Origin of the sequence: Marinilactibacillus piezotolerans (assembly GCF_900169305.1) — a bacterium.
In the GTDB taxonomy this organism is placed as follows: domain Bacteria; phylum Bacillota; class Bacilli; order Lactobacillales; family Carnobacteriaceae_A; genus Marinilactibacillus; species Marinilactibacillus piezotolerans_A.
Window position 1 is genome coordinate 1,111,372 of the sequence record NZ_FWDP01000004.1, and the last position, 17,131, is coordinate 1,128,502.

15 protein-coding genes are annotated in these 17,131 nt (G+C 39.0%); 2 read left to right on the plus strand and 13 right to left on the minus strand.

Annotation, left to right across the window (positions count from 1 at the left end; genetic code table 11):
• Positions 1-61: 61 nt before the first annotated feature.
• The 7 genes from gap to B6F02_RS09110 form a co-directional block, all read right to left on the minus strand.
• Entirely contained in the window at positions 62-1,054 is a 993-nt protein-coding gene (gap, locus tag B6F02_RS09080; protein ID WP_080147032.1) for a type I glyceraldehyde-3-phosphate dehydrogenase, read from the minus strand.
• A gap of 46 nt (positions 1,055-1,100) precedes the next feature.
• Positions 1,101-2,129 carry a sugar-binding transcriptional regulator gene (locus tag B6F02_RS09085; protein WP_080147033.1) on the minus strand — a complete coding sequence of 343 codons (1,029 nt, stop codon included), beginning with the start codon at positions 2,127-2,129 and terminating at the stop codon, positions 1,101-1,103.
• 269 nt (positions 2,130-2,398) lie between these two features.
• On the minus strand, positions 2,399-2,935 hold the full coding sequence (locus B6F02_RS09090; protein ID WP_080147034.1) for a thioredoxin domain-containing protein: 537 nt from the start codon (positions 2,933-2,935) through the stop codon (positions 2,399-2,401).
• 221 nt (positions 2,936-3,156) lie between these two features.
• The gene (clpP, locus tag B6F02_RS09095) at positions 3,157-3,753 is read right to left on the minus strand and encodes an ATP-dependent Clp endopeptidase proteolytic subunit ClpP (protein ID WP_080147035.1); all 597 of its coding nucleotides are present in this window, start codon (positions 3,751-3,753) and stop codon (positions 3,157-3,159) included.
• Positions 3,754-3,996: 243 nt separating this feature from the next.
• Positions 3,997-4,473: a nucleoside 2-deoxyribosyltransferase gene (locus tag B6F02_RS09100; protein WP_080147036.1), complete on the minus strand. Its 477-nt coding sequence runs from the start codon at positions 4,471-4,473 to the stop codon at positions 3,997-3,999.
• 554 nt (positions 4,474-5,027) lie between these two features.
• The gene (locus tag B6F02_RS09105) at positions 5,028-6,074 is read right to left on the minus strand and encodes a HAMP domain-containing sensor histidine kinase (protein ID WP_080147037.1); all 1,047 of its coding nucleotides are present in this window, start codon (positions 6,072-6,074) and stop codon (positions 5,028-5,030) included.
• Positions 6,064-6,744 (minus strand): response regulator transcription factor, encoded by a 681-nt coding sequence (locus B6F02_RS09110; protein WP_080147038.1) that lies wholly within the window; start codon positions 6,742-6,744, stop codon positions 6,064-6,066. The genes B6F02_RS09105 and B6F02_RS09110 overlap by 11 nt, the downstream gene beginning before the upstream one ends.
• A gap of 134 nt (positions 6,745-6,878) precedes the next feature.
• Here B6F02_RS09110 and B6F02_RS09115 point away from each other — a divergent pair, with 134 nt between their 5' ends.
• Entirely contained in the window at positions 6,879-9,221 is a 2,343-nt protein-coding gene (locus tag B6F02_RS09115) for an ABC transporter ATP-binding protein/permease (RefSeq protein ID WP_080147039.1), read from the plus strand.
• A gap of 65 nt (positions 9,222-9,286) precedes the next feature.
• Here the strand turns inward: B6F02_RS09115 and B6F02_RS09120 are convergent, their stop codons facing one another.
• Positions 9,287-9,511, minus strand: a complete 225-nt coding sequence (locus tag B6F02_RS09120; protein WP_080147040.1) for a hypothetical protein — start codon at positions 9,509-9,511, stop codon at positions 9,287-9,289.
• 228 nt (positions 9,512-9,739) lie between these two features.
• Here B6F02_RS09120 and B6F02_RS09125 point away from each other — a divergent pair, with 228 nt between their 5' ends.
• Positions 9,740-9,952 carry a hypothetical protein gene (locus B6F02_RS09125; RefSeq protein ID WP_080147041.1) on the plus strand — a complete coding sequence of 71 codons (213 nt, stop codon included), beginning with the start codon at positions 9,740-9,742 and terminating at the stop codon, positions 9,950-9,952.
• 59 nt (positions 9,953-10,011) lie between these two features.
• Here the strand turns inward: B6F02_RS09125 and B6F02_RS09130 are convergent, their stop codons facing one another.
• From B6F02_RS09130 to B6F02_RS11135, 5 genes are all read right to left on the minus strand, one after another.
• The gene (locus B6F02_RS09130; RefSeq protein WP_080147042.1) at positions 10,012-11,589 is read right to left on the minus strand and encodes a Mur ligase family protein; all 1,578 of its coding nucleotides are present in this window, start codon (positions 11,587-11,589) and stop codon (positions 10,012-10,014) included.
• 209 nt (positions 11,590-11,798) lie between these two features.
• Positions 11,799-12,692 (minus strand): ribokinase, encoded by an 894-nt coding sequence (rbsK, locus tag B6F02_RS09135; RefSeq protein ID WP_080147043.1) that lies wholly within the window; start codon positions 12,690-12,692, stop codon positions 11,799-11,801.
• 24 nt (positions 12,693-12,716) lie between these two features.
• Positions 12,717-13,301, minus strand: coding sequence for a TraX family protein (locus tag B6F02_RS09140; protein ID WP_080147044.1), 585 nt, complete (start codon positions 13,299-13,301; stop codon positions 12,717-12,719).
• Between the two features lie 1,229 nt (positions 13,302-14,530).
• The gene (spxB, locus tag B6F02_RS09145) at positions 14,531-16,312 is read right to left on the minus strand and encodes a pyruvate oxidase (protein ID WP_080147045.1); all 1,782 of its coding nucleotides are present in this window, start codon (positions 16,310-16,312) and stop codon (positions 14,531-14,533) included.
• A gap of 450 nt (positions 16,313-16,762) precedes the next feature.
• Positions 16,763-17,122 carry a DUF2200 domain-containing protein gene (locus tag B6F02_RS11135; RefSeq protein ID WP_256864699.1) on the minus strand — a complete coding sequence of 120 codons (360 nt, stop codon included), beginning with the start codon at positions 17,120-17,122 and terminating at the stop codon, positions 16,763-16,765.
• Positions 17,123-17,131: the final 9 nt, after the last annotated feature.

Consider the following 17,131-nt stretch of genomic DNA (forward strand, 5'->3'; position numbering starts at 1 on the left):
TTTAAATCTTAACTGAAGCGAGTCAATTAAGTCTTAAATACATTAAGTTAGGTGTTGATTTTTATAGGTTAGCCATAAAGTCTAACGTTCTTACCATGTTTCCTGTGAAGCCATATTCATTATCGTACCAAGCTACAGTTTTAACTAACTGGCCTGATTCGCCTTCGATGATTTTTGTTTGAGTTGCATCGAAGATTGATCCAGCAGGAATTCCGATGATATCAGAAGAAACAATTTCATCTTCATTGTACAAGTATGCATCTGAAGAGTACTCTTTCATTGCTGAGTTGATGTCATCAACAGAAACTTTTTTATTTAATACAGAGTATAATTCAACCATTGATCCTGTAACTGTTGGGATGCGGACAGCTGTTCCGTCGACTTTTCCGTCAACTTCTGGGATAACTTTCCCTACTGCTTTAGCCGCTCCAGTTGAAGCAGGAATTGCATTTTGTGCTCCGGCACGACTTTTACGTCCGCCTGGTGAGTCTTGTAATGACTGAGTTGAAGTATAAGCATGTACTGTACTCATCAATCCGTGATCTAGTCCGAATTCTTTATTCAAAACGTTGATCATTGGAGACAAGCAGTTTGTTGTACATGAAGCAGCTGAAACAATTTGGTCTTCAGGCTGAACTGATTCGTGGTTAACGCCGAATACGATTGTTTTAAGATCGCCTTTAGCAGGTGCTGAGATCAATACTCTTTTTGCACCAGCATCGAGATGTGCTTGAGATTTATCGCGTGAAGTATAGAAACCAGTACATTCTAAGACAATATCAATTCCCAAGTCACCCCATGGTAATTGACTAGCATCTTTTTCTGCGAAAGCTTTGATTTCATTTCCTGCAACATAGATTGCATTTTCTTTAACTTCTACTTCGTGCGGGAAACGTCCTTGAGCAGTATCATACTTTAGCAGATAAGCTAAATCATTGTTATCTGTTAAATCGTTGATTGCTACGACCTCTAAATTTGTATCTGATTCTAAGATTCGACGAAGAGCCAAACGTCCAATACGTCCAAACCCGTTAATTGCTACTTTCTTTGACATTCTTGTTTCCTCCTTAGATTTTCGTTTCTATTTTAAAAGGTTTCCTTTAAAGGGTTCCCCCATTTAAAATCTCATTAGCAGCTGCCTCATCCGTCACTAACCATGTGTGCGGAGGGACAGTTTTTACATATGCTTCGATTGCTTTTGCTTTGTGTTTACCACCGGCTACCGCTAGTACATTTGGAATCCGACCCATCTGTCCTGATTGCAGACCGATGCGAGAGAGCTTGTAGACGATCTCTCCTTCAGGGTTGACAAATTCGCCAAATGCTTCAGCAACAGCGTTTTTTTCTTTTAACAACTGTAGTGTCTCAGTGTTCATACCGCGTCTTTCAGCCATTTCGAAAGCACTGCCTATACTGTACAAAATCAGCGAAGCATTTTCAACTAATTGCAATGTTTCTTTGATTTCCGGCTCTTCTGATAGTAATGAATACGTATCAGATCTGACATATTCAGGTGCGTAGAGTGCCCGGCTTTTTCCGCCAGATTTTCGAGCCATTTTTTCTGCGATCATGTTGGCTTGGATATCAACTGATTCTCCTAAACCTCCACGAGCAGGTACAAATAACAGTTTTCTGTGCGCACCGAATCCTTCATCCATTGCATCTGCAACTTCACCCATAGTCGTTCCGCCCATGACGGCAACTACGCTTTTACCTGCCGGCAAAAGAAAATCCAATGCTTTAACAGCAGCAAGTCCCATGTCCTGTGCGATTTGTTCATCTTCATCCGCGTCTCCGGGGACAATAATACAATGACTGATCTTCAGTGCATTGGCCAGACGAGTTTCTAACTCTTTCGATCTGACGTGCTGCCCCATGATTCGTTCGAGCTGACGATAAATTTCTACACCAGAAGACGTACATTCCATCCCTATAGAAGAAGTTTTGACTAATCCTTGTTGTTTCAGGATGTCCACTTCACTCCTCAAGACTCGTTCTGTGTATCCCAGTCTGGCAGCAAGTGTCCTTCTTCCGATCGGCCCCATTTTCTGAATCTGTTTCAGTATATGATAGCGTCTCTTCAGTGTTTGAAATGTATCGGGTGCTACTTTTTCGATAACTGACAGCATACTTTAACCTCTCCTCGACTACTCATGCACAGATTCTATTGAGAAATCCTTCTCGACCGAAAGTGCAAAAGTTTGCAGCGAAAAAAGTGCTAACGTCTGTGCTGCAGGCGTAACCTTCGCTTTCTTTACTACTTATATAAAAGAAAGTGAGTTGAACTCGCGATCTTGTTGATGTTTCTTGAATGCATACATAGTGTACCAACAAGCTGGGCAAATTTCAACCCATACAGACAAATTAGCGGGACGAAAATCGCCCCTATTCAATTTTATTAATTGCCTCTTACTAATTTTGTTTCAATCATTTCTGTCAACTCTTCATTTGTAATGTGCTCATCGAAAATAAACTCTCCAATGAATACAGACGGCACAAGCGTGACATTTGCTTCGCTTGCTTCTGTGATAATTCTTCCAGCTTCTGTTTTGTTATTTTGATCAGTGAGAGAGCGTTTCGTCATGGCGTATTCAGCGACCGCTGATTCATCTAATTTTCCCCACTCCTGTTGCTGAGCCAGGAAATATTCAATATCTTCCTTCGTTTTTACTGGATCATTATAGTCTAACAAATGATGAATGACGTTCCCTTTTCTCAAGCCGGGTTTTTCCTTGTCGAACAGCTTGACGATTCTTTCTACTTTTCCATCTGCTACATAAGGGTCAAGTACAGCTGCAGATTCTTCCCACCACTGTTTGCAGAATGGACAGTTTAGATTAATGAACTCAATGACTTTAACGGGTGCACTTTTCTCACCAAGATGTATTCCGCCATTGGTTGTTACTTTGGATGCGTTGATATTTGAAGTGTCCATTATTTCATCCTTTCTTTAATCTATTCGCTTCTTTTATTATAACCCTATCAAATTCTCTTGACCAGTCAGACGGTTGGCGTCGGATGTTTAAATTGTCTATAAGAATAATAACAAATTTCATCAACATTAGTCATAGTATAGAAATTGCGTTTATTATGTAAAAAAGACAGGGTACCGTTTTACAGCACACCCTGTCTTTTAGAACAAAATTATTTTCTTGGTTATTTATTCAAGTCAGCTGAACTATCCATGATTTCGTCAACTAAACCGTATTCTTTTGCTTCTTCTGCCATCATGAAGTTATCACGATCAGTATCACGTTCAATGACTTCAAGTGGTTGTCCAGTACGTTCAACTAAAATATTGTTTAATCTTTCGCGAGTTCTCAAGATATGACGAGCAGCGATTTCGATCTCAGTCGCTTGTCCTTGAGCGCCGCCAAGTGGTTGGTGAATCATGACTTCTGCATTCGGCAATGCAAAACGTTTGCCTTTTTCTCCTGCAGCCAGTAAGAAGCTTCCCATTGAAGCCGCAAGTCCGATTGCAATTGTTTGAACGTCAGATTTGATAAAGTTCATTGTGTCGTAGATTGCCAGACCGGCAGTTACAGATCCACCTGGAGAGTTGATGTAAAGATAGATATCTTTTTCAGGGTCTTGGGCATCCAAGAACAATAACTGCGCAATAACAGAGTTGGCAACTTGATCATCGATCGGTCCGCCAAGCATAATGATGCGGTCCTTGAGTAAGCGAGAATAAATATCATACGCGCGTTCACCGCGTGGTGATTGTTCAATAACTGTAGGTACTAAATTCATAAATAATGTCCTCCTTGATTTCACTTTTATTCAGTGTAACATAGTTGAAATTGTGAAGCTAAGGATATTGTACTCCAAAGGTCAAAAAAGGTCAAATGGTAAGTTTGATGTTCGTACTGTTTCCAAGTAACTTTTATCTCTTACATTTCTTTAATAAATTTTGCCAACAAATTGAAATTTGTAAAAGGATAAATAGGTAAAAGCCGATTCTGCTTTTAAGCAGCTCTCCCTATTCCCCATAATTTATCCTAACACTTCTTTTAAAGTCTGAATCAAAGCCTCTTCAGTTCTCACAATCTTTCCGCGCTTTTTGATCAATCCGACAATATACAAATTGACATAAGAAAACTGTGACTCAGCTATTTCGTCAATCGCATTCAACTTTTGCTGATTCCCATAACTACCTTGTCTGGAATCTGTGTACAGGCCGATAATCGGCTTATCCATGGAATAGAAATAGCCGATTTCTGCCGCTAATCCCGGATCAACAATCGGTCCATCCAGCAAGGCAACCAATACATCCGACTCTTCCAGATGAGCATTATCTCCTTCAGCAATCATGATACTGTCCGCGTAGCCAGACTTATCATTTATCGCTTCATTTTCTACCGGATTGTACACTTCTACATCGAAGTTTGCTCTAATTTCTTTTGCCAGCATTTTGTTGTACGCCGCTTCCATTTCGCTGAATAGCGGTGCCCCTAAGTAGATTTTTTTCATGATTGTTCCACCCTTTCGATTGTAACGCATTCCTTAATATTTTGGCATTTGATTTATTGCATTCATTTAGGAGTATGCTATTGTGTTTTTCAATTAGTATTATAACGAACTGCAACTCCTATAAACAATAAAATAAATAACGCAAGAATCATATTCAACAGCAGTATCAACTTTATGTAAAATATTTAGGTTACTAGACTTTAGTATTCTATCATGCTGTTGAGTATAAAAAATTATGCTTAACTGTCTATCTTTTTCTAAAAAGTGCACGCCAAATTTCTATTGTGATAAATTTTCTTAGAAAGCGGGGATATGCTCGATACATGTCTCTTCATGCAGAACCGTTTAAGACGATAGCAGTATTTTGTTAAGAAATAACCGTTAATTGGCTAAGTTTGCGACGGTTATTTCTTTTTGTCGTTATTCAGCGTTATCAAAACAACTAAAGGGTTATCAAAACAACTAAAAGTTCTAAAATCAATTTATTCGTCAAAAAAAAGACTCCAAGATATGAACTCTGTTCAAACTTCTTGGAGTTTTTCGTTTCTTTATTCCTAAAAAACTTTATCCGCAGGCAGCACAATCCCAATTACTGTTCCTTTTCCTGAAGTACTTTCTACTTGGATCTCTCCTTCATGCAAGTCAATGATTTCCTTGACGAGTGCCAGACCCAGTCCATTTCCTTGGGTTTTTCTGGTGGTGTCTTCCTGATAAAAGCGTTCAAATAATTTCTCCGTGGTTTCTTTTTTCATTCCAATGCCTGTATCGGATAATGAAATTGTTACTCGATCATTCTGATGTCTCAAGGTGACCGAGATCTTTCCGTAAGGCTTGTTATATTTGATGGCATTGTCAATCAAATTAAGCCAGACTTGATATAGCAGTTCTTCATCCCCATTGAAAGTAGAGGGCTCTAAATCTATGTTCCAGTCTAGCTGTTCTTTTTCCCATTTCGGCTGCAGGAACAGGATGACTTCTCGAATCTGCTCGTCCAGGCTGAACATGTTTCTGCTTAGAGAAAATTGTTCGTTGCTGATTTTTGTCAGATTTAAAATATTATCGGACAGCGTTGCAAGCTGCTGCGTACCGTTTAAAATTCGGTGATAGTAAGCTTGCCTTTCTTCAGGGGTCAAATCTGTTTGCTGCAGCAGCTGGACGTAGCCTTGAATTGTTGCGACCGGTGTTTTGAATTCATGAGAAACGGTCGACGTGAATTCGCTCCGCAATAATTCTACACTGTTCAGCTCCCTTACCATTGCATTAAAAGATGTGTATAACTCTTGTACTTCTTTAATCGATTGCTGCTGATCCATCTGGATAGAAAAATCTCTTTCCGCTACTTTTTCCATGTTTTCTCTTAACTGTACAATCGGTCTTAAAACTCTGCGGACGACAAAAGCTGTAACGGCCGTACTCATGGTAATACTATATACTCCGAAAATCAATAAAACAGGAGCTGTTCCAGTCTCTTCAGGATGAATAATATTCCACCTTGTCAGAAAGTAGACGATCGCGATGAAAGATAAGGTTGTGACAACGAGCAAGATGAAAATCAGAATTGTCAAATAGACCCACAACTGAGATGTTACCTTATTTTTCATTCGCTGCCACCGCTTTGTATCCGAGTCCTCTGACTGTGATGATTTCAAAATCCCGATTTCTTGAGAATCGGCTGCGCAATCGTTTGATATGTACATCGACTGTGCGTTCATCCGTATCTGACTCAAATCCCCAGATATCATTCATCAACTGGTGACGTGTAAATATTTTGTCTATATTGGACAGCAGTTTGTACAACAGCTGAAATTCTTTGTTCGGCAATTCTACCATTTCCGTCTCTGAGGAAACGAACAGCTGATCCTGATTCAATACAGTCTGCCCGATCGTTACAGCTCTGTCTCGGTTCACGCGAGATCTTCTCAACAGTGCTTCTACTCGCAAGACCATTTCCTGAACATCGATTGGCTTAACCATATAGTCGTCGATCCCGCTGCGAAATCCGATTTTCTTATCTTCCAATGTCCCTTTTGCCGTAATCATTAGAATCGGCAGATCGTTTTCAAACTTTCTCAAAAAAGAGACAAATTCGTTTCCGTCCATTTCCGGCATCATGACATCTGTGATAATCAAATCCAGCTGAGTCTGCTTCATCTGTTCCAGTGCTTCCGTTCCGCTTTGTGCTGTATGGACCTGAAATCCTGCTTTCAATAAAACTTGCTTGTATAATTCTGCTAGGTTTTCATCATCTTCTACAATCAATATTGGATGCATGCTAAGACTCCTTTTTCAGCTTATTCTTTATTATTTTATCAAAAAAACCTTCTAATTCATATTCAGTTCACAATCAAGTGTTATGCTTGAATCATTCTGAAAATAGAAAATTGCATCGAAGGAATGAACCAAGCATGTTAGAAATCAAAAATATCAAAAAACACTATAAAGTCGGTGAAACAACGACTAAAGCACTAGATGGTATTTCAGTCGCTTTCCGCGAACAAGAATTTGTTGCGATTCTCGGTCCCAGCGGTTCTGGTAAAACGACAATGCTGAACGTCATCGGCGGACTAGATAATTATGATTCCGGCGATTTGATTATTAACGGCAAATCAACGAAGACCTTTAAGGACCGTGACTGGGATGCTTACCGAAACAACTCTATCGGATTCGTATTCCAAAACTATAATTTAATCAGTCATTTAGGCATTATTGACAATGTAGAATTAGGTATGACCCTAAGCGGTGTTTCTAAAGAGGAAAAACACAGAAAAGCAGAGGATGCTCTGACGCGTGTGGGTCTTAAAGATCACATGAATAAAAAGCCTTCTCAACTATCCGGCGGACAGATGCAGCGTGTGGCAATTGCCAGAGCTTTGGCCAATGATCCGGATATTTTACTGTGCGACGAGCCGACAGGTGCTTTGGATACAGAGACCAGTGTTCAGATCATGGATCTCATCAAGGAATTATCTAATGAAAAACTAGTTATTATGGTAACCCATAACCCTGAACTGGCACATGAATACACAGACCGAATCATTAATTTTGAAGATGGTAAAATTCTGAATGATTCAAATCCTTATACTGTTCAGGAACAGTCAGATCAATTCAATCTTAAACAGACAAAGATGACTTTTTTGACAGCATTGAAATTGTCTTTCAATAATATTCGTACCAAAAAAGGCCGTACGATTTTGACTTCTTTTGCTTCCAGTATCGGTATTATCGGTATTGCGATTGTCTTGTCTCTTTCTAACGGATTCCAGATCCAGATTGATCAGACTCAGTCGGAAACATTGTCTCAATTTCCGATCACAATTTCCAGAGTCACCACAGACAGCAGTGCAGCTATAGAAGCGAGACAAGAAGAAGAAAAAGAAGAATTTCCCGAACAGCAAACAATCATTGCAGAGCAAAGCGATCAAGAACAATCTCAGCGAATCAATGATATTAACGAAGATTTTATTGATTACGTGGAGAATATTGACCCTGAATTAAGCAATAACATCGGGTATACTCGTTCAATCGGTATGAACTTGTTGCGAGAAGTTGATGGCGAAGCTCAGCTTGTATCTTTCTCAAACACCAACTCAAGTGATAATTCTTCTGCCATCACTAGCGCCCTTTCTTCCTCAACGGGAATCGGTGTTTCTACTTTCCCTACGCAGCTGGACGAAAGCCAAGGAAACTTTCTGGAAGAAAACTATATGTTATTAGAAGGTCAATATCCAAGTGAACCAACAGATGTTGTACTAATTGTAGATGAAACAAATACCACTAATATCCATGCTTTGGAAAATCTTGGATTTGATGTTGAAAATGGCGAAGAAATCAATTTTGGTGAGATTGTCGGCACAACGGTCCAACTCGTTGGAAATAATGATTATTATACTCAGTTACCTACAGGTGGATTTGTCCCTAACACTGATTATGCTTCCCTAATCGATAATGAAGATAACCAAACCATTACAGTTTCCGGTATTTTGCGTGTTAAAGAGGACTCTACCATGAATCTATTAGCTCCAGGAATTGCCTACAGCAATGAACTGACTGCAGATATTATAGAAATGAATCAGGATTCACAGATCGTTCAAGCACAAATAGAGAGCGATATGAATGTAATGACTGGTGAACCTGTAGATGAGACAACGAAAGATACACTGCTGACTTATCTTGGCGGTGAAAGTGTCCCATCTAGTATTATGATTTACCCAAACAATTTTGAGGATAAAGAAGCAGTATTGGATTATCTGGATGCTTATAATGAAGATCTGCCTGAAGATGAACAGATCATCTATCAAGATTTAGCTGGTACGGTAACGAGTCTGACTGGCGGACTCATGGATGCGATCACTTATGTGCTGATTGCTTTCGCAGCCATTTCATTAGTCACTAGTATGATCATGATCAGCATCATCACATATACTTCTGTAATCGAAAGAACCAAAGAGATCGGTGTGCTGAAAGCATTAGGCGCTCGTAAAAAAGATATTACCCGTGTATTCGATGCTGAAACCTGCATTCTAGGAATTACTTCTGGTACATTAGGTGTGTTGATCGCCTGGTTACTGACTTTCCCGGCAAACTATATCTTGCTGCAAGTAACTGATCTAGAGAACGTGGCGCAATTGAATCCACTTCATGCATTATTGTTGATTGTCGTTTCCACTGTTTTGACGATGCTGGGTGGACATATCCCAGCTCGTATGGCAGCTAAGAAAGATGCGGCGATTGCATTGAGATCTGAATAGCCTTTTGTAAATAGTTAACTAAACAACAGAGAACGACAGGACTTTCCAATACCATTTCAAATGTATTAGAAGGGTCTGTCGTTTTTATTGTGAGTCATTTGATGATCTTGAGAGAGGTATATTTTATTTTTCTGATAGTCAATAATATTACCTTTATTTTTTGAATTCACTGCATCTATGTTTTCAATAACTTTATTTTCCGAAATACCTAATGACCGAGCAACCGAATGAATCGTCACCTCTTTTCTGACAACAATGTTAGAAATAGTTTCTAATGCAAGTTCTTCCATCTGTTCACCTCCTGCTCTTTACTTTTAAACTAAGTTTATCATTAAAAATCATTAATTCTCTTATACTTATCACAACATTCAAAAAGCGCTTAATATTTTTTTGTGATGAACCTTAATTTGTTCAACTTATATATAGTATCATTCCGGATGAAATACTGTTTTTTTGTGTATGTAAGGATGCTGCTACTCAATTTCTATGCTATAGTAAAAATAAAGGAGTGGATACCTTTGAAAGACGACAAAGATAAAAAACGTACTAAAGGTGATAAAGAGACTTCTTCAGGTTCCAATGTGGGTGTAGGAATCGCTATTGGTGTTGCATTAGGGACATCGTTGGGATTGGCATTTGATAATTTGGCGATTGGACTGGCGATCGGTATTGCACTGGGAACTGCCATCGGAACATCCATTCCAGCCGATAAAAATAAAGATGACGAATAAAAACAAGCATGGTCTCAGTTGTTCACTGAGATCATGCTTGTTTTTTAGTAGGCTGTCATTTAATTACTTTGAACTGGCGGCATTCCGATCAGTTTACTATTTAAAACAGTATAGATTGCCTCTTTATCCACATACGGATATTTTTCCATAATGAGTTCCAGTGTTCGATTTGCGCCAGTATCCATTGAGTGCGCGCCTGAGATGAGTAAAAGATCGTCTTCTTGAATTCTATCTACACCTAACCTTAATGCATCCTCCAACTCTTCAAAGAAATCAACTTCTATTCCAGCTTTTCCCATGACTTCTAAGAAAGCGTTCAGCTCTTCCTCTGTCACTGCATCCTTTTTCATGACATTAGATTGGCTTGTCGTCAAAATGATTTTGTTCATGTTGACTTTACGGAACCAATCGACAAGGGTTTCAGAGATTTCTCTGCTTAAGGCTGGACCGTTACTGCCTCTGATCGCGTGGACAAGATGCAAGTCATTATACTTTAGATGTCCCAAAGCTTCCATGCATGAATCAATATTATTTTTGTTCAGCAGCAAGTCATCAATAACTTTGAATTCATTATCATAAAGAATCTGGAATCGTCTTTCTACACCTTTAAAATTTTCAATGCCTTGTTTTACGACCTCAAATGGAATATCATTGATCAATCCAGTTAAAACAGCTGTGACAGCATTATAAATAGAGTGGAATCCCGGTACAGCCAGTTCTATCCGGTAACTGTCCGGTTCAATAAACTTTCCATCCAATGTTCGAATAGACTGGACAATATTCATCGTAAAAGCAGGTTTGCCTGTCGACAAGTCGATATCTGATACAGTAACCGTCCCAGTATCGTTTTCCACGCCGAAAGTAACAACTTGTGCTTCTGTCTGTTCTGCTAATGGAATCAGTAAAGGTTCATCCAGATTAATTAAAGCGGAACTGCTCGGCGATGCTTCTCGAATCAAGGAAGCTTTAGCATTAAAATATGCTTCAAAAGATTCATGCAGTTGAATGTGCTCAGGGCTGATATTCATAAAAGCCACTATATCGAAAGCTGTCTCATGCACTCGTTTCAATTCTAACGCTGAGGAAGAGACTTCCATAGAAACATGCGTTACTTCTTTATCACGCATTTTAGCAAAGTACTTCTGCAGTTCATAAGATTCTGGTGTTGTCAGAAAGCTCATCTCTGCCTCATCATTGATCTTGACTTGAATCGTTCCGATCAGGCCTTTTTTTAACCCATACGCGCTGAATATTTCATCGGTCATGTATGTAATCGTCGTTTTGCCGTTAGTAGCAGTAACACCGAAGATTCGCATATCTTTAGAAGGTTGATCGTAGAAATGACTGCTGACACTTGCCAATGCTTCACGAGTGTTATTCACTCTGATTTGCAACACGTCCAGCAATTCAACATATTCTTCTACAATAACTGCAACTGCGCCTTGTTCGACAGCCTTCTTTGCAAACTGATGACCGTCTGCTTGCTGGCCTTTAATGCAGACAAATAATGTCTCAGGGATAACTTCTTTTGAATGGTAAGCAATTTTTTCGATATTCAGTTCATTCATATCGACTTTTTGCTCGGGATAACGGATTGATTCAATCTCCAGAGAGTTGATTAGATGTAATAAGTTCATTTTTTTATCCCTTCCAGAAATCGATTACAATACAATTGTATTAAGAGTGTTTAATAATTTGTTTTCCCAGTGTACATTTTTTTGGAGAAAATGTCGATTTTTTCGCTTGTACTTTTTTTCATTTGTCACGCTTTAAAAGAATCCATACAAGCCTGCTCTTGTTAAAAAACGGTTACTCAGCCAACTGCAGGATTTTGAGTATCTGTTCTCTATTTGAAAAATGCTTTTAGGTTTTCTAAAGTCGACATGCCGTTTTGTGCTTCGGAACGCTGGATAGACAGGGACGCTGCTTTATTAGCATATCGAACACTTTCCTCTATCGTTTTCCCTTCAGCGTAAGCTACTGCAAATGCTCCATTAAATGTGTCCCCGGCTCCAGTTGTGTCTACAATACGCTCTACTGGAAAAGCCGGTATGCTGATAATTTTTTCTCCATTGCAGAATACCGCTCCATCTTCACCTAATGTGATGATTAGTTTACTAGGATACTTAAACAACATTTCTTCCATCGTTTTATCTGGAAATAATACTTTAAATTCTGTTTCGTTTGGTGTCAGAAACGCTACTTTTTCAATCCACTCCTCGCTGATCAACCTTGCTGGTGCTGGATTGTAAAGGACTGGTACATGATATTCTTGACATGTTAGAATCAGTTTTTCAATCGTTTTAACCGGCGTTTCATTTTGCACCAGCACGATATCACTGGCTTTTAATCGTTCTAACTGCTCTTCGGTTTGAAATAGTTTTTCTGGAGTAAATTGACGATTTGCACCTGCTACATAAATGATTGAGTTGTCGCCTTCTACCACTGTAATAAGTGCAGTTCCAGAAGCGTGCTCTTTTATTCTGACAACTTGATCAATGGATACTTGATTATAGGTCAAGTTTTCCAGCAGTCGAATTCCAAATTCATCTTCGCCGACAGCTCCAGCCATTGCTGTTTGAGCTCCAAGTCTGGCACATGCCACTGCCTGATTCGCTCCTTTTCCACCAAAAAATGTCTGAAATTCTTTTCCTTCAATTGTTTCACCTATTTCAGGCTTTCTATCGGCATTGACGACAAGATCTGTAGAAATACTGCCGACTACTAGAATATTTGCCATTCTATCCTCTCCTTCTCTAATCATTTACATCACCAGCAGAATCAGTACAGCTTGATGCACTGGGTAAAACCAATAAAAAAAGTATCGCGGTAATCTAGGCAGCTTGATCGTCCATTTAGTCAGGAATAAAGGAACAGCTGCTGCGGAGAAGGTCTGGATAGAGAGTCCCATTACGAATTGAACCAGCAATGTTCCAAGTACACCTATCTCCCGATTCCGCTCTATCATCCAATAAATCGCCCAACCGAACAAAAAACCATAAACTGAATACTCCAATGGAATGCTCAATAATAAAAATATTAAAAAGTATTTTTGATATCTTAAGGATAATGAAAACACTGCCAACAGGAAAACCACATTTAACGTGTTAGGGGTAATCGGCATTGAGATAATGCCCAAAAGTACCAGCCGAATAATATACTTCTGATAGTTTCTAGTCCGTTCTGTTCCTTTAATAATGCCATATAAAAAACAGGGAAATGCTACTCGCCCAATTATTCGCAGCCAAAGCAGCTGCGGAAACAGGAAATAACCAATGTGATCAACCAGCATTGTGATGATTCCGATCCATTTAATCATGTTCAGGTGATGGTCGAATGTCTTTTGCATGTAAAGTACCTCCAAAGTTTAAAATTGGCTGCAAGCAAATATCCGCTTTTCTACCTCTCTCTTATTATAGCAGTTCAAAGACTGCGGCTGCTTATGAAAAGGCAATCGAGTAGGAAAAAGGAGCTCTCTCCCCGTCCTTACACATCAGTATACATTCGGACTCGAAGACGGCGGTTTGTTCATTGACATTCAAAAATGAAAACTTTTTCATCGCGTAGTCTTCTTGGACAATTTACTCCGCTCTTTGTGTATCTACTCTCTGCTTCCACCAAAAAGTTATTCATGTTTGCGATCTATCTTCTGTCAACGTCTTCCCTTACGAGACAGTTGCCCTTCAGCGTCTCCTGCAGATCTCCCAAAGTAAGAACAATACCTTTAATTCTTGGCACTTGACCACTTCTTCTGCTCCAGTTGGTAGAATCTGCCTCTTATTTTCGCTACTCGAATCCCTTTTCTCACTCAGTTGGTAGAATAACTCTCTTATTTTCGCTACTCGACTTCCTTTTCTCCCTCAGTTGGTGGAATAACTCTCTTATTTTCGCTACTCGGCTTCCTTTTCTACTTCAGTTGATAGAATAACTCTCTTATTTTCGCTACTCGTTCTCTTATACCGCTCCAGTTGATAAAATAAGCCTCTTATTTTTGCTACCCGCCCTCTTATTTTACTCCAGTGGATAGAATGAGTCTTTTATTTTTGCTACTCGGCTTCTTTTGTTCCTCCAGTTGATAGAATAAGTGGTTCCTGTCAGTACGAGTGTTTGTATTCGACTTCAGATTAAGCCTCGCGGTGGGCACCTTTGTCATTCACTAACTATTTATACTGCCAAGCTTGCAGGAGACTTTCACCATCAGGTTGCCGCCCGTGCCGGGCGCACAAAAAAAACAAGATGCCTCATGACATCTTGCCTAGTATTTTTATGGTTGTCTAGCACTGATCACATAGCGATGATTTTTCTGACATTCTTGCTCCTTTACTGCATCATAAAATGGATTCTTTTGAATATCTTTTAGTCCCAGTTTAGTAGTTAGATAGTAGAAGTATCCTTAACTAAAATCAATAGGAAAAGAAAGCATAATGTGAAGAAGACATTGAATCAAAAAAGAAACCCTGAAAGGAATGTAAAAGTACAATCCTTTCAGGGTTTCTATAAATTTTAAGACTTTCAAAGACTGATGGTTCAGTCTTCTAATATTAAACTGTAAGATACACTAGAAAATAAGTCAGCTTATTACTTAGCTACTTTAGACTCAAGTCCTTCAGCTTTTAAGAATTCACTAAATGGTACTAATTCTTCAGCTTCATATTTCTCTTTGTAAGCTTGGATTTTTTCTGCACTGTATAATGCAGGGTCTAAATAAAGTGTTTCAACTGGAATTGGACGATCTTTAGTAATTTTAGCATCTACTACGACTGTTTTGCCTTCTTTATAAGCTTTAACAGCATCAGCCATTACTTGGTCGATATCTTCAATACGGCTTACTGTGAAACCAACTGCACCTTGAGCTTCCCCAATTTTTGCGTAGTCCACGTCAGTAAAGTCAGTACCGAAAGTATTTGTGTTTGTATCTTCATATTTGTTCTTGATGAATGCATATTCAGTGTTGCTGAATACAATGTTGATAACAGGCATGTTGTAACGTACGTTAGTAACGATATCTTGGTAGTTCATTGAGAACGCACCATCACCCATGATGTTAAAGACTTGGCGATCTGGATATACGTTCTTAGCACCAATACCGCCTGGAAGTCCAATACCCATTGTCGCAAACAATGGAGAAGTTCTCCACATGTTTTTAGGTGTCATGTGTAAGTGACGGATAGATGTTTGAGTAGAGTTACCAACATCGATTGAGTAAATCGCATCTTCATCAGCGTATTTGTTGATCGCATTGTATACTTGATAAAGTTGCAGCGCGCCGCTTTCTTTTGTTTCCAACTTAGTCATGTAGTCACGCCAGTTTTGAATATTTTTCAAGTTAGCGTTCCACCAAGCTGATTCTGGAACTTCTGTTACTTTTTCAAGTAATGAATGAACAGCTTCGCCTGCATCTCCAAGAATCGCAACATCAGCATTGTGACGTTTGCCAAGCATAGCTGGGTTGTTATCAATTTGGATGAAGTTTTCAGTATTTGAGAATGTACCTTCAATTTCAGCAAACGGGAAGTTTGATCCAACGAATAGAATTGTATCTGCTTCTTTAACTGTTTCATTAGCTGGCTTCCAACCAACACGGTATGTTGAACCAGTTAATGCTTCAAAGTCATATTCGAATGTTTCAAAGTTTTTACCAGTTGTAATGACTGGTGCTTTAAGTTTACGAGATAATTCTTGAACTGCTGGACCATGTCCCATAGTTCCAACACCCGCATAAATCGCAGGACGTTTAGAGTTGTTCAAGATTTCAACAGCAGCGTCAACATCCGCTTCGTTAAGCGCTGGAGATACATAATCACGGTAGCTGTGACCTGAAGAGTAGAATGCATCTTCATCAATTTCGTGGTAACCGAAATCACCAGGTACTTCGATTACAGCTACTCCACGTTTAGATAGCGCTGTACGGATTGCATCGTCCATCATTTTTGGTAATTGTTCAGCATAAGCCACACGACGGTTGTATACTGCAATACTTGCGAACATTGGATTTTGGTTCAATTCTTGGAACGCGTCCATGTTCAATTCTTTTTGAGGGCGAGATCCTAGAATAGCTAATACTGGAGTATTATCCATTGCTGCATCATAAAGCCCATTGATTAAGTGAGAAGCACCAGGTCCGCCTGATCCAACACAAACAGCAATGTTTCCGCCAAATTTACGTTGCATTACAGCTGCCATTGCGCCAACTTCTTCATGTTTTACTTGTAGAAAGTTAATGTTTGTTTCTTCTTGTTCACCTAAAGCTTCCATTAGAGGAGCTAAAGTTCCTGAAGGGATTCCGTAAATTGTATCAATTCCCCATCCTTCTAAAACTTTTAGTGAAGCTGTACTAACTTTGGTTTTACCGTTTGTCATTTCAAAAAGTCCTCCTAGATTAATTTCACAAAACACATTCTAGAATAGCATATCATGATTAAACTGAAAATCAAAGTTTAATTTTCATTAAAACGCTTAATCTATCATTTTTTTTAAATACTGTCACTTATTTTACATATTTTCCATTAAAAATAAGGAATTGTTTAACTGTTGAAGATAGGCTTAAAAAAGTAGATCTGCTCTAACAGAAACAGTTCCTAATATATCAAGCCTCATTCAGTTATATAGAAAACAGTTCAATTTTATAGCCGTCACTAATTTCTAATCAACGTCTTATAAAACTGAACCATTTTAAGTCATCCAGACGATTTACTAGATACTTATATTACACAATATTGTTTGTTAAATTTTTCCAATTCATTTTCTATATAGCCGACTTCTTCATTAGCAGCGTGTCTAAAGTTCATACTATTTCTCCCCGCTTAATCATTAAACTTCTGCATTACGCAAAATCTTCTCCATTTTTTTACCTTTCGCCAGTTCATCGATCAGCTTATCGAGATAGCGGATTTCTTTCATCGTCGGCTCTTCGATTTCTTCAATCCTCACACCGCAGATAACCCCTTTTACTTGCGCCCGGTTGGGATTCATTTTTGGAGCCTGCTCAAAAAAGGTTTCAAAATCTGTTCCATTTTCTACTACTGTATCAAGTTCGGACTGTGAGTACCCTGTCAGCCAGCCGATAATCTCATCTACTTCTGCTTTTGTGCGACCCTTTTTCTCAGCTTTAGTAACATAATGCGGATAAACACTTCCAAAACTCATTGTATAGATTTTATGTTTAGCCATTGTTACCAT

Coding starts and splice junctions, on each gene's coding strand:
- gap (WP_080147032.1), bottom strand. CDS start 1,054: ATGTCAAAGAAAGTAGCAATTAACGGGTTTGGACGTATTGGACGTTTG.
- B6F02_RS09085 (WP_080147033.1), bottom strand. CDS start 2,129: ATGCTGTCAGTTATCGAAAAAGTAGCACCCGATACATTTCAAACACTG.
- B6F02_RS09090 (WP_080147034.1), bottom strand. CDS start 2,935: ATGGACACTTCAAATATCAACGCATCCAAAGTAACAACCAATGGCGGA.
- clpP (WP_080147035.1), bottom strand. CDS start 3,753: ATGAATTTAGTACCTACAGTTATTGAACAATCACCACGCGGTGAACGC.
- B6F02_RS09100 (WP_080147036.1), bottom strand. CDS start 4,473: ATGAAAAAAATCTACTTAGGGGCACCGCTATTCAGCGAAATGGAAGCG.
- B6F02_RS09105 (WP_080147037.1), bottom strand. CDS start 6,074: ATGAAAAATAAGGTAACATCTCAGTTGTGGGTCTATTTGACAATTCTG.
- B6F02_RS09110 (WP_080147038.1), bottom strand. CDS start 6,744: ATGCATCCAATATTGATTGTAGAAGATGATGAAAACCTAGCAGAATTA.
- B6F02_RS09115 (WP_080147039.1), top strand. CDS start 6,879: ATGTTAGAAATCAAAAATATCAAAAAACACTATAAAGTCGGTGAAACA.
- B6F02_RS09120 (WP_080147040.1), bottom strand. CDS start 9,511: ATGGAAGAACTTGCATTAGAAACTATTTCTAACATTGTTGTCAGAAAA.
- B6F02_RS09130 (WP_080147042.1), bottom strand. CDS start 11,589: ATGAACTTATTACATCTAATCAACTCTCTGGAGATTGAATCAATCCGT.
- rbsK (WP_080147043.1), bottom strand. CDS start 12,692: ATGGCAAATATTCTAGTAGTCGGCAGTATTTCTACAGATCTTGTCGTC.
- B6F02_RS09140 (WP_080147044.1), bottom strand. CDS start 13,301: ATGCAAAAGACATTCGACCATCACCTGAACATGATTAAATGGATCGGA.
- spxB (WP_080147045.1), bottom strand. CDS start 16,312: ATGACAAACGGTAAAACCAAAGTTAGTACAGCTTCACTAAAAGTTTTA.
- B6F02_RS11135 (WP_256864699.1), bottom strand. CDS start 17,122: ATGGCTAAACATAAAATCTATACAATGAGTTTTGGAAGTGTTTATCCG.